The following is a 13,150-nucleotide window of genomic DNA, read 5'->3' on the forward strand; positions in this document are numbered from 1 at the left end:
AGTTATCTGAGCTGGATGGCGGCGACGCCAAGTTCGGTCGTGATGAGAATGCCATCCTCACCGTCTGAGGCGACGGCTAGGACGCGCGTTCCCGCATCGATGACGTGGGTGGTGTTCCAGTTTCCGGGGCTCAGGACTGTGACGAGGTCGCCGGCTGCAATCGCGAGCCGACTGCCTTCGGCCAAGGTGCGGGGCGGCAGAGCACAGAGACCCTGAACCTGACGGACGGGATCGGAAAAGATCACCGTCGGCTCGCGAGTTGTCAGGTTCCAAAGGCGCAGGGTGCCGTCGTCGGACACCGAGGCCAGGGCGGTCGCACTCACCAGGGCGAGGGCACGTACAGCCGCGGTGTGACCGAGCAGCGATTCCCCGTGAGGCTGGTCGCTGTCGAGGCCGGTCCAGGCGAGGATGGTGCCGTCGGCGTCGCCGGAGAACACCCCACCTGTACCGCTCGTGATCGCATATACGGAACCGCTGTGTCCTCTTAGGACCGCCCGGCATTCAACCGGATCCGTGACGGGCCAGAGCCGCACTACAGCGTCGGTGCCGCCGGTTAGTACGTGGGGGCGGCCGGCGACGGTGACTGGGGCGCTGGCCAGCACGGCTCCGCTGTGCCCCGTGCGTGGCCGGCTGGGCGGGGTCTCTCCGGTCAGGCTCCAGAAGCGGATGTCGCCGGCGTCGCCACCAGAGACTACGGTCTGCTGGCCGTCGCCGGTGACCACACTGATGGTCCGTACTGGTCCTTCATGCCCACGCAGCGGCTCTCCGGCCGGTGAGCCGGTGAAGCGTTCCCAAACACGGATGGTGGAGTCGGCGCTACCGGTGAGCGCGACGGGGCCGCCGGAGTCGCGGCCGACGGCGACCGCCCACACCGGACCGGCGTGGCCGACGTACGAGTCGCCGACTGGTACGCCGCTGGTGAGGTCCCAGGTGCGCACGGAGTTGTCCTGTCCGACAGTGACCGCGACGGTGCTGCCTTCGGCAGCACCGACTGACCAGACGGCGGCGCTGTGCCGAATGGTGAGGGCCTCTCCGTCGCTGCCGAGGGCGTCGCAGACGGTCACCGACCGGCCGTCACCGCCGGCGAGCGCGAAGAGGCGGCCGCCGGCAGCTGCAGTAGCCACCGACCGTATGCACTCCTGGTCGGGATGGGTGCGTATTGTCAAGCATTCGCCTTTGTCTAGATCCCAGGTACGTACGGTGGCGTCCTGCCCGCCGGTGACCACGACCGGCACACCATTGGCGACGGCGGTCGCGGTGCTCCAAACAACCCCGTCATGGCCGGCCAGTGGCTCGCCGACTGGTTCCCCGGTCGCGCTGTCCCACGTCCGTATGAGGCCGTCGTCGCCCGCCGAGACGACGACGCGACGGCCCTGACGGATGACGGTAGACACTGACCGCACCGGGCCTACGTGACCGCGCATAATGTGTCGCGGCATGCTGGCCGCAACGTCCCAAATGATCACCGTCGCATCGGCGCCCGCGCTGGCGAGAGCTATATGGCCAGCGTCGTTCCAGAGAACGACGCTCCACACTGACCCTTGATGGCCGGTTAGGGGCGGTCCTAGGGGTGCGCGAGTATGGCCGTCCCAAAGTCGTATGGTGCCGTCGTCGCTGCCTGAGGCTATGACGGATGAAGAGGCGGCGACGACCCGTACCCAGTCGGTGTGGCCGAGCAGGGCCTCACCTATGGGCCGTCCGGTCAGCTGGTCCCACAGGCGCACGGTGGTGTCGTCGCTGCCCGTGACGACGATGGGCTGGTCGCCGAGCCGTGTGACGGCGAGGGCGCGCATGGGGCCGGCGTGGCCGACGAATGGGTCAGCTGGCCCAGACTCGTCCGTCAGCTCCCAGACGCGCAGCGAGTTGTCGGCGCTGCCAGACACAATCACCGGCCGCCCGTCGACCTCAGTGGTGGTGACGGCGTTGACCCAGTCACCATGGCCAGTCAGGGCGCCGCCGATCGGTATGTGGGATTCGAGGTCCCACACCCTCACGGTAGCGTCGGCCCCACCGGACACAATGACGGGGCGGCCGCGCAATTCGCCTATTGCGACGGCCCATACGGCGCCGGTGTGACCAGCCAGCGGCTGGCCGACGGCGGTGCCGGAGCGCAGGTCCCAGACCCGCAAGGTGGTGTCGTAGCTGCCGGAAACGGCTAGGGGCACGCCATCGGAGTAGGCGACGGCGACCGGCCAGGCGGGTCCGGTGTGCCCGGTCATGGGTTCGCCGATTCCGACGCCGGTGGCGAGGTTCCAGCGGCGCAGGGTGGCGTCGTCGCCGGCGGACACGGCGACGGGGGTTCCTTCGACGTCGATCACGCCCACCGTCCGTATAGGACCGCTGTGTCCTTCCATGGGTTGGCCGTGGGATTCACCAGACGCGAGGTCCCATAGGCGCAGAGTGCCATCGTCACCGGCCGACACGATGATGCGCCGCTGTCGGACAACGGCGGTGGCCAGGCCCCGGATCCACGCAGTATGGCCCGTGAGGGGTTTACCTATGGCGGTGCCGTCGGCGGGGTCCCAGACACGGATGGTGGCGTCGTCGCCGGCGGACACGAGTACCTGCCGCCCCCCGTCATCGGCGGCCACAACGATGTTAACTGCACCGACGTGGCCGAGCAGCGGCGAGCGGGCCTCGGTGCCCAGCGTTAGGTCCCACAACCGAACTGTGGCGTCGTCGCTGGCGGACACCAGCAGCGGTCCGGCGGGGACGAGGGCGTTGACCCAGCCGGTATGGCCGTCGAGGCGCTGATGGTGTCGGTTCTGCCGCCAGGAGGCCCAACGCGGCGACCAGGAGCCGTCTTGGTCCTCGGCGTCGGCGTGAGCAGCGAGATCCTTTGCCCCGACATATCGTGCGGCAAGCCCGAGGTAGGAGATGTGGTCCTTCTTCGGGTAGCGGCGGAGGGCGGGGGCGGCTCGTCGGTATGCGGCGGCGACGGTCTGCGCGGCATCGCTGACGGAATGGTCGAGGGCGGCGAGCAGGTGAGCCTGGTCGGCGACGGCGAGGTAGCCGGGGTCGGTGGTCAGCTCATCTGCGAGGCCGGCGGTCTCGGCGTGCTGGGCAAGGTGCAGCCGCAGGTAGGGATGGGCGGCCTGCCAGTTGGGGCGACCGTCGGGGCGGGATGGCACGTGGTCGCGCAGCGCTCTGAAGATGATGGTCTCGTCGGCGTTGCGGTCGCGCCCGCCACGCATGTAGTCGGCGAGGGACTGGTGGAATAGTCGGTACAGCGACCGGCTCTCGACGACGCCGCCCTCGACTACGTACGAGCCTGCCCTATAGCGCAGCCAGGCAAGATCGTCATTCGTGTACGCCCGGCCGTGGTGCAGTGCGTTCGCCAGAAGCACCCAGATATCCTCCCAAGGCAGGCCGACGCCGCGCGCGTAAGCAAGAGGTAGAAGCAGTTCCATGGCGTCGCGGAACCTGTCACCGAGCCGGGTGCGCAGGTCGTCACGCATGGCCTCACCGGACTGGCGGGGCAGGCTGTCGAGCCAGGCGCGGTCGTGGTGGTCGGGCAGCCCGTTGGTGAGAGCGAGCCGGGCCTGGGTGGCGGCCACAATGGTGGCGACGAAGAACGACGATCGTGCGACCTCGGCGACCGCAGTAACGACCCCGTCGAGTACGTTGGGCTCGGCGGTGGCGAATGGGGACTCCTCGGCGCTGGCGCCGGCGGTCTGAACCTGGCCGAGCAGGGTGCGCCGGATCAGCACGGAGATGCTGCCTTGGTCGCTGTAGTCGGGGCTGTCGAGGTCGACGAGCCCGTACTGCCGTTGCCAGTTGCGGCCGAACCGGTCGAGGATCTCTCGGCGGGTGGCCAGCAGGAACCGCACCTTTCCGATGCCGCGCCCGGTGAGCGGCCGGATGACGGTCTCCACGAGTTGGGTGGGATCGTCGGCCTCGTCGAGGGCGTCGATCAGCACGGTAAGTAGGCCCGGCCGTTCGGCGAGGGCGGCGAGCAGCCGTACGACGTACTCGTCGAGGGCGGCCGGATCGGGGTCGAGCTGCGGCATGCCCGCGGCGGCCGCAATGCCGGTGAGCACGGCGGTGGTGGTGAGGCCGCCGGCGTAGACGGCGGCGTCGATGGCGCCGGGGTCGGGCAGGTCGGCGCCGGTGATGCCGCTGGTGGACACGGTAGGCCGCTGCGACTCGTCGCTGAGCGCGGCAAGGAGGCCGAGGACAGCGGTCTTGCCGGAACCGGGGTTGCCGGTGACCATGACGCTGTCTGTCTGACTCTGGTCCCGCAGCCAGCTGGTCAGGCGGGTCAGCGCGGCGGTTCGGCCAAGGAAGCCGGCTGACTTGGGCAGGAATCTGGTGCGTAGCTCGTCGGCGCGTTTGTGCTCCTCGACGAGGCGAGCCTGCCACTGCCGTGCCTGCTCGGCAAGGTCGAGGGGGACGAGGCTCGCCTCGCGCCGCGGGTTCGGCAGAAAGTACGGGATCGAGCCCTCGCCGAGCAACAGCGACCATGTGGCCGTCTGCGAGGCGGGTACAGCCGGGTCGGCGCGCAGCACGCTGAGCACGGCGTCGATGCTCAGATCCTCGGGGCCATGGCCGGCGGTGGCTTGGTGGCGCACGGCGCGGGCAAAGCCAGCGGTGAACGCGCCGGCGACGGCCCGTTCGGCTGGCCGGCTCGCGGTGATCACAATGACGCCGGTACCTCCGGAGTCCTCGCCGTCGAAGCGGTGCGGGCGGCCGAGGCTAGCCAGGGCGGAAGAGGCAAAGTCGAGGGCTCCGTGGCCGGAGTAGCAGGCGTCGACAATCAGCAGCAGGCGACGGATCTCGGTGTCGGCGAGCAGCCATTCGGCCAGGTCAGCGCTCTTAACGGCGCGGCGACGCAGGTCGATGCCGGTGGCGTCGGAGGGCAGCAGGATGTGCTCTACGCCGGTCTGGCCGACGGGGATGACCTCTCCGTGGCCGGCAAGATAGAGCACGACGTAGTCATCGGGCCGACGATCGGGGCTGGTCGCGAAGTCGCGCAGGGCGTCCTTGGTCTGTAACCAGGTGGCGTCGAGGCCGAGTAGCGGCACGTGGGTGTAGCCGAACTCGCCGGTGAACAGCGCAACCATGGTGGTGAGGTCATCGGCGAGTTCGGGCCGGTCCCATGTTGGCTCAAAATGGTAATGACTGTAAACACCGGTGAGTAGAAAGCGGCGCACGGTGTCGGCAACTCCGTCACTCATTGACACCCGTTCACGTTGTGGTGACGGATCACGTTGTGGCGGGCAGATCGATGTTTCCCGGCACTTCGATCCCTCCATGCCTGCCCGAATTCTCCGTCTTCCCTATGGCGGGTGTCCGCATACTACAACCGTCGCGAAGGCCCGTCCACCGACGAAGATCCGACGTTCGGTTCGGCTGACTTGCCCAAGCGTAGATCAATTTGGGGCGATACGGCCGAGGCGTCCTGGGTGCGGTTCATCAATGAAGGTCGACCCAGATACTAGGTGCTACATTGTCGGTTGTGAGCACGGCAATGCATCCGGCTGCGGCGTCGACGGTAGTCGCCCTGGTCGCCGAGGCAGCTGAGTTGCGCCGGCAACTGGCCGCTGATCTTGCGACTCGGGCCGTATTCGCGCGGTTGGCGACGACCTGCGGTTCGCTCCGCTTCGAGCTGTTTCCTCGACGGGCGCCGCAAGCGGTGGCGAACTTCGTCGGCCTGGCGAACGGGGTTTTGCCCTATGTGGACTCGGCGACGGGCGAGAGGCGCACAGGTCGGTATTTTGACGGGTTTTGCATCGGCCGGATTGTCCGCGGCATGCTCCTCGACTTCACACCTGCCGCCGACCTGCACGGGCCGGGTTACACCTTCGATGACGAGTATGCGGCCGACCTGACATTCAATCGCCCCTACTTGGTGGCGATGGCCAACGATGGGAAGCGGTCCGACGGCTCTGGCACGAACGGGTCCCAGTTCTTCGTTACCCTGTCGCCGGCCGCGCACCTAAACTTTACGAAGCCAATCTTCGGAGAACTGGCTGATGACCACTCACGGCGCCTGGTCGACGAACTGTCGCTGACCTTGGTAGATGGCCAAGGCCGGCCAGTCGAGCCGGTCGTGGTGGAGCATGTCGAGATAACCCTGGACTACCGGACTGAAAGATGAACGGCCTGGCTAGCTTCGAGTCACGGGCTCACGAGGACCTGTTCCGCCGCTGCCTGCAGTCCGGTGTCGTGCCGCCGAAGTTCAGTTATGCGGGCTCGGCTGCCTATCGCCATCACATCTTGGCGGCGACGAACGGCTATCTGGCGGTCACCGACGCAATCGCCCTGGAAGCCGACATGATCCGCCACTTCGACCCGCGTCAAATCGCAGAGATCGGCCCGGGAACCGGCGCCCATACCGCCGCGCTGCTGCGGGTGCTGTCGGTCGCCTCGCCGCGGTATCTCGGTCTCGATTTCAGCCGGACTATGCTTGAACTGGCCGTCCCGGCCTTGCAAGGCAATCCGGACCTCGCTGTCTGGGACGTCGACGAGGGGCCATCCAATGCGATCCGCGAATGGCGGTCCAGCGGAATGGTCCTATCCCTGATGCTCGGCAATACTCTTGCCAATCTGGACGACCCGGAAGTCGTATTGCGCCATGTACGGGAAAGCCTCGACCCTGGCGATGCTCTCCTGCTGAGCGTGAATTTCGCAGATGAAAGTGTAGATCCGGCGTCGATTGTCGCGGCGTATCAGACCGCCGAGTTTCAGGCGAGTGTTCTGGAGTCATTTCGGGCCGCGAATGTGGATACCGGCGATCTTGAGGTGACTTTCGGTGATGGTGAACTGCGGGCATTCGTCACCTTGAACGACGACGGTCGGAGGATTCAATGCTTCCGTTCGCGGCGGTTTTCACCCGGCGCCTTAGAAAAGGCGTTGGATGGTTTCAAGAAGGTGTGCATCCGGCGATCGGGCTCGCTTGGGGTAGCTCTGGTGTCGGTGTGAGACGAGGGAGTTGGACGGAATGGCGCGCGTTGTCGCCGTACACGGGGTTCTGAATACCTTTGGAAGTGTGCCGCAGATGTCGTCGGTCTGGGCGCCCGCGTTGGTGGGGGGTGTGCGAAACGCCGATCCCGCAGCGTCGCTTGATGAGAGTGACATCGAGTGTGTCTTCTATGGAGACCTGTTCCGCCCGGCGGGCCGATTTCTCAGCGAGGAGGTGCCGCCCTTGACCGCTGAGGATGTCGACGACGACCTGGAACTGGAACTGCTGCTGTCGTGGTGGCGGGAGGCCGCCGCCAGAGACCCGGCCGTCGTCGCCCCGGATGCCCGCACTCTGGGCGTGCGGTCGTCGGCGCGGGCCGCGATCCTGGCCCTAGCGGGGGCGAGGATTCTGGCGCGAGTCTCCGAACGGGTCCTCGTATGGTGGGTCAAGCAGGTCACCACCTACTTCACTCAGCCCGAGGTGCGAGCCGCAATCCGGAAGCGCTTCCTGAACGCGATTGGCGATGACACACGCGTCGTGGTCGCACACTCGCTGGGCTCGGTGGTGGCATACGAGGTGATGTGCTCGCTCGCAGACTCCAAGGTGACCGACCTGGTCACGCTCGGATCGCCGCTGGGCGTCCCGCATGTGGTGCTGCACCGCCTCGATCCGGCCCCGATCTGGCCGCCGGGCGTGCGGCGGTGGACGAACATCACAGACGACGCCGACTTCGTGGCTCTGCAGCCGCGGCTGCGCAAGATCTTCGGGCCCGGTGTCACTGACGTGGCGATCAGCAACGGCTTCGCCGCCCACCAGGCAACCCGCTACCTGACTGCAGCCGAGACGGGCAGTGCAATCATCGCGGGATTAAGCTCCTGACGAAAGACCACGAGCATGGTGGTACGGAGGATAGTGACGATTCGCTGCCCGTGTCATTGCACAAGCAGCTGATCAGCACCGGCGCGGTACGCCTCGGCGTGAACGCGAACCGTGGCCAGGTCCGGCGGGGTCTGGGTGACGGTCGGCCGGTCGGCGCGGACCGCAGAGCGGTGTCGATCATGTGGTCGGCGGATTCGGTGTACCAGGCGCCGGTCGGCCAGTCGTCGGTGCCGCCGCGCTGCGGGCGAGCTGTTGCCGTCGAAGTCGACGTAGACCGCGGAGACGCCCTTCTTGGCACCGGCGACCGACAAGGTCAGGGCGCCCATGACGTCGCCGCGCCAGTTGTTGACCGGGTTGGGGCTGAGGGTGAAGTTGCTCGCGGTGAGGGTCGCGTTCGACGTCGCCGTCACGGACTGGGCCGCCGGGTTCTTGAAGGTCGACTGCCGGCCGGCGTTGTCGAACACGACGATCTGCGCGACCCGCCAGTTGCCCGCGGCGGATCCGGCCGGCAGCATCACGGTGACGCCGCAGTAGAAGGTAGTACACATCGCCGCCGCTGAAGCCGCCGCCGCAGGTGACCGCGGTGCTGGAGTCGGACTTCGTGTGCTGGAAGGGTGTGGTGACGCTCTGACCCCGGTGACGGCGGCCGTTCTGCCGCTCTTGGCGAGCTGGGTCAGCGAGCCGGACTTCGACGCGGTCGAGCCGCTGCTGCATCACGCTGGCCTTGTCCAGGCCCGCGACGCGTCCGATGCGCTTGCCGTCCAAGCCGCGCTTCTTGCGTTGAGTGGCGAGGACGGGTCGTTCCGGAATGGACTGGTCCTACTACGGGGCGAGTTGGTCGATCGTCATGCCGACATCGTTGAGGATGCCCCTCAGCGTGCCCTTGGCGACGTCGCGCGATTGCCATGTACGGGCACCGTGGTGCCACGCCCGTCCGGGTGTCGCATGATGTGGTGGCTTCCCTGACCCGCGCCACTTTGAAGCCGTGACGTCCCAATGCCCGGACCAGTCGGGTGCCGGAGACCGCGGGGAGCGGCGGCATCAGGCTGCTGCACGGGGCGGTGCCGTGCGTGGCCCGGGCAGTACTCCGGCACCCTGGGCAACGCCGTCAGCTGGATCTTGCATGGCTGGGCTGGGCCAGATCTCTCATGGGTCCAGCCCAGCCGGTGCTGCGCGGCATCGTCGTCGTGTCGTTCGATACTCGTTCCGGCGTGTGGCACCCGGCGGCGGGGTCCGGGGTGGATGGTGCTACCAGCCGATGCCGAGGGTCAGCGAGGTGGGCGGGTTCGGGTTGCTGAGGATCTGTACCGAACTCTGGTCGTTCACGTCGTCGTAGGCGAACGCGTACGCCTTGTGGTCGATCCCGATCGCGTGGAAGTAGGCGGAGTAGTCGTCCTTCGGGTTGGTGAGGTAGTACTTTGTCGGGTCGTACCAGTAGGCGGTGTTCAGCGCGACGCCCCGGTGGAACGCGGCGCAGAAGTCCCGGCCCACCTCCCGGATCGTGTCGGTACCGCCCTGGTCGTTGCCGAGTGCCAGCGCGCCGGAGCACTCGAACACCTCGGTGGTGGTCGGCTTGCGCACGCTGAACGGGCTGCCGTCCTGCTTCGTCCCAGTCAACACCCCGTTCACCACCCGGCCGGTGAAGGTGACCCCGTTGTGTACCTCGGTCCACTGGTTCGCGGTGTAGTAGTTCCAGACCTGGTCGATGTAGGACTGCAGGTAGTTGGCCTGGGCTCCGCCCGGCTTGAACTGTGACGCCGACCGGGGCGCAACGATCCGGTGCTGGCCCGCCAGCGGGGTGTACGCGGCACCGACGGCCGCCTGGTACCCGGCCATGACCTGGTCCCGGGTCTGGCTGATGCCGAGCGTCCGGTCGTACCCGCTCGACGTCTGCACCAGGCGTGATGTGAGCGGGAAGCCGAACTGGTCGACGGCCGTGGTGTTGCCGCCGTAGGCGACCTGGTTGTAGACGTAGGTGTATTCGTACCAGTCGTAGTAGACGTCCCTGTTCGGGTCGTTTGGATTGTTCAGGTCCGGCCCGCCCCAGCCCATGTTGTCCGGGGACACCGGGATGTAGACCGGCGAGCCGACCGAGATGTAGATCCGGCCGCCCCGGACGTACGGTGGGCTGAACGTGGTGGGCGCCTGGGCCATCGTGAAGGACATGTTCGGGTAGTTCACGCCGTTCTTGGTCAGGTGTCCGGCCGCGTCGGTCATGGCGTGGTCGATGTGCGCGCCGGTGCCGTTCGGCTTGAGGTAGTTCCACTGTCCACCGGCGTCGACGAACAGCATGGTGATATAGACCTGGCTGTTGGACCAGGTACCCCGGGTGTTGTTCTGGAACGTGATCGGGAAGGTCCCCGGCCCGCCGCAGCCGCCCGTACAGCCAGGGATGATGGTGTACGCCGCGGTGACCACGGCGGAGTCGGTCAGGCCCGGCTTGACGGCGATCGCCTTGAGCGTGGTGTTGGCGGTCAACGTGATCGGGCCGGTGTACTGCGCCGAGGTGGGCGTCGGGGTGCTGCCGTTGGTGGTGTACCGGATGGTCGCGCCCGCGGTCGCGGAGCTCATCGAGACCGCCGCCGAGCCGGTGTACGTGCCGCCGGGCGGGTTGAACGTCGGGGTCGCCACCGTACCCGTACCCGCGTTGATGGTGTAGGTGGCGGTGCCGATGCCCGAGTTGGCCATCCCGGCCGCGACGCCGATCGCCTTGATGGTCTTCGAGGAGCTGACCGTGATCGGGCCGGTATAGACCGGCGATGAGGCGGTCGGGGTGCTGCCGTCCTGGGTGTACCGGATCGTGGCACCCGGGGTCGAGGTGCTGATCGACACCGTCTGCGCCCCGGTGTACGTACCGCCGGGCGGGCTCAGTACCGGCGTCGCGACGGTACCGCCGTTCCCCGTACCACCGTGGGTGTACGTGTAGTGCGGGGTGTCGTACAGCGGCCCGTTCTTCTCGTACGTGAACCAGTATTCCAGAACGGTACCGGTGCTCAGGTTACTGGCGGTCTTTTCCCAGGTACCGCCGTTGTTGGCCATCCGGAAGCTCTGCTGGCCGGCCCCGTTGATCCGGTAGTGCACGTCCACGAGCGCAGCCGGGGCGGTCGGGTGGAAGGTGAATTTCGCCTGGGCGGCATTGAGCGGGACGACGCTCTGGGTGTAGTCGGGGCTGCCGGTTGTGATGGTGTACGCGGCGGTCGCGACGGCCGAGGTGGTCATCCCCGAGGCGGTGCCGATCGCCTTGAGCGTCGTGGACGCCGAGACCGTGACCGGGCCGGTGTAGACCGGCGACGAGGTGGTCGGGGTACTGCCGTCGGTGGTGTACCGGATCGTCGCGCCCGGCGTCGAGGTGCTGATCGCGACCGACTGGGCGCTGGTGTAGGTGCCGGCGGGCGGGGTGAACGTGGGCGTCGCGACCGTGGTCGATGGCGGGGGCGGCGGGGTGCCGTGGGTGTACGTGTAGTGCGGGGTGTCGTACAGCGGCCCGTTCTTCTCGTACGTGAACCAGTATTCCAGGACCGTACCGCTGCTCAGGTTGCTGACCGTCTGCTCCCAGGTGCCCCCGTTGTCGGCCATCCGGAAGTTCTGCTGGTTCACCCCGTTGACCAGGTAGTGCACGTCCACCAGCGCGGACGGCGTGGTCGGGTGGAACGAGATCTTCGCCTGGGTGGAGTTCAGCGTGGTGACGTTCTGGGTGTAATCGGCGCTCGGTGGCGGCGGTGGCGTACTACCGGTCGGCGTCGGGGTCGCTCCGCCGGTCGACTGCCAGGCCGCCACGTAGTCGACGACCATCGGCTTGCCCGGCACGGTGGCCGCGGTCGGGCCGCCGCCGAAGGCGGCCGGGAAGTCGCCGCCCATGGCCACGTTCAGGATGATGAAGAACCCGTGGTTGGTCGCGTCGGCCCAGGTGACCGCGTCCATGTTGGTCGCGTTGACCTGGTGGAACTGCACCCCGTCGAGGTAGAAGCGGATGGTCTCGGGTTGGATGCTGCGGTCCCACTCCAGGCCGTAGGTGTGGAAGCCGGCCTGGCAGCTGGTACTGGCACAGGCTTTCTGGCCGCCGATGCCGGTGAACTCGTTGCAGGAGCCGCCCGGGGCGACACCGCAGTGCACGGTCGCCCACGCGTTGTTCATGCCCTGGACGTTCTCCATGATGTCCAGCTCGCCGACGCTCGGCCAGTTCCAGTAGTTGCCCCGATAGGGTGCGCCGAGCATCCAGAACGCCGGCCAGTAGCCGGCCGCGCCGGCACCGGTGATGTTCGGCAGCTGGATCCGAGCCTCGACCTTGAGTTTGCCGCCAGCGGGTGGCTGGAAGTCGGCACGCCGGGTCTCGATCCGGCCCGAGGTCCAGTTGCCGGCGCCGTCCCGCTGAGGTGTGATTTTGAGGTTGCCGGCCCCATCGAGCGCGACGTTCGCGGTACTCGCGGTCATCGTCTCGACCTCGTGGGTCCCGAAGTTCGCCGGGCCGCCCGGGTAGCTGGTGCCGGTGGTGTACTGCCAGTTGGTTCCGTTGACGCCCGATCCCGCCGCCCCGTTGAAGTCGTCACTGAAGATCAGGTTCCAGCCCGCGGGCGTGGGGACGGCCGCATTCGCGGTGACCTGAGTGATCGCCCACGAGACGAGCAGACCCAGGACGGCCAGGCCGGTGGCGATCAGCCGAAGCCTGCCTCGGGACCGCTGGTCAGGAGGTACCGCCGGCAACTGCAGTCTTGTCTTCATCGTTCCCTCCACGCTTGAGGGCGCTCTACGTATAGAGAGCAACTATTCGATGTATGTACATCTATAGATTGATGACCTTGGACGGATCGAGCTCAGTCGAGGTCGCGGACCCGCCGTGAGATGGTGTTCCAGGGAGCCGTCGGCCGGTGAGGCGCAAGCTGAGAGCGCTCTCAGCCGTCGACAATTGTTAATACAGTTAAGGGCTGCCACTGTCAACACCCGAGCCTGGCGTGACGTCAGTAGTCCCAGGTGAAAGCCACATCGGGCGACTTCTAACGGATCTTCGCCGCGTCCAACGGAGATTCCAGGAACGGCAGAGAGCGCTCTCTCATCGCTTCACTGCGCCACGGGAGGCGCCGTGTGGAGTTCCAAATCCCGTCATCGTGATGGACGTGGGCAGGTAGCGGTCGACAACGCTGTCGGGGGCATCGTCATGACCCGTGTCGCTGTGCCCGCTCCAGTCGGCCGCCGCCGGCAGCTTCCGCGGCGGCCGCTCATCGCCGCCCGGCCACGTGCCAAACCACCGTCCACAAGGGATGAGAGACGTGAGAGAGCGCTCTCTCCTTGGTCAAAAAGATCTCTCATGATCAATTGCATCCAAGTTTCCAACTGATCACAACCGGGATCTCGATCGGCATATCTGCAGGT

The 13,150-nt window shown here is 67.0% G+C and carries 7 protein-coding genes; 4 read left to right on the plus strand and 3 right to left on the minus strand.

Going from position 1 to position 13,150, the window contains the following annotated elements:
- Nucleotides 1–2: 2 nt before the first annotated feature.
- Nucleotides 3–5,177, minus strand: a complete 5,175-nt coding sequence (locus ACFPIJ_RS27620; protein ID WP_380118817.1) for a caspase family protein — start codon at nt 5,175–5,177, stop codon at nt 3–5.
- A 281-nt stretch (nt 5,178–5,458) separates the two neighbouring features.
- Here ACFPIJ_RS27620 and ACFPIJ_RS27625 point away from each other — a divergent pair, with 281 nt between their 5' ends.
- The 3 genes from ACFPIJ_RS27625 (at nt 5,459) to ACFPIJ_RS27635 (ending at nt 7,783) form a co-directional block, all read left to right on the plus strand.
- Nucleotides 5,459–6,100: a peptidylprolyl isomerase gene (locus tag ACFPIJ_RS27625; RefSeq protein ID WP_380118819.1), complete on the plus strand. Its 642-nt coding sequence runs from the start codon at nt 5,459–5,461 to the stop codon at nt 6,098–6,100.
- On the plus strand, nt 6,097–6,924 hold the full coding sequence (locus tag ACFPIJ_RS27630) for an L-histidine N(alpha)-methyltransferase (RefSeq protein ID WP_380118821.1): 828 nt from the start codon (nt 6,097–6,099) through the stop codon (nt 6,922–6,924). The genes ACFPIJ_RS27625 and ACFPIJ_RS27630 overlap by 4 nt, the downstream gene beginning before the upstream one ends.
- A gap of 67 nt (nt 6,925–6,991) precedes the next feature.
- Nucleotides 6,992–7,783: a hypothetical protein gene (locus ACFPIJ_RS27635; protein WP_380118823.1), complete on the plus strand. Its 792-nt coding sequence runs from the start codon at nt 6,992–6,994 to the stop codon at nt 7,781–7,783.
- A gap of 53 nt (nt 7,784–7,836) precedes the next feature.
- Here the strand turns inward: ACFPIJ_RS27635 and ACFPIJ_RS27640 are convergent, their stop codons facing one another.
- Entirely contained in the window at nt 7,837–8,331 is a 495-nt protein-coding gene (locus tag ACFPIJ_RS27640) for a hypothetical protein (RefSeq protein ID WP_380118825.1), read from the minus strand.
- Between the two features lie 88 nt (nt 8,332–8,419).
- Here ACFPIJ_RS27640 and ACFPIJ_RS27645 point away from each other — a divergent pair, with 88 nt between their 5' ends.
- On the plus strand, nt 8,420–8,749 hold the full coding sequence (locus tag ACFPIJ_RS27645; protein WP_380118827.1) for a hypothetical protein: 330 nt from the start codon (nt 8,420–8,422) through the stop codon (nt 8,747–8,749).
- Between the two features lie 282 nt (nt 8,750–9,031).
- On the opposite strand, the gene ACFPIJ_RS27650 is transcribed toward ACFPIJ_RS27645, so the two are convergent.
- Entirely contained in the window at nt 9,032–12,502 is a 3,471-nt protein-coding gene (locus ACFPIJ_RS27650; RefSeq protein ID WP_380118829.1) for a chitobiase/beta-hexosaminidase C-terminal domain-containing protein, read from the minus strand.
- Between the last annotated feature and the right edge of the window lie 648 nt (nt 12,503–13,150).

Origin of the sequence: Dactylosporangium cerinum (assembly GCF_042653625.1) — a bacterium.
In the GTDB taxonomy this organism is placed as follows: Bacteria; Actinomycetota; Actinomycetes; order Mycobacteriales; family Micromonosporaceae; genus Dactylosporangium; species Dactylosporangium cerinum.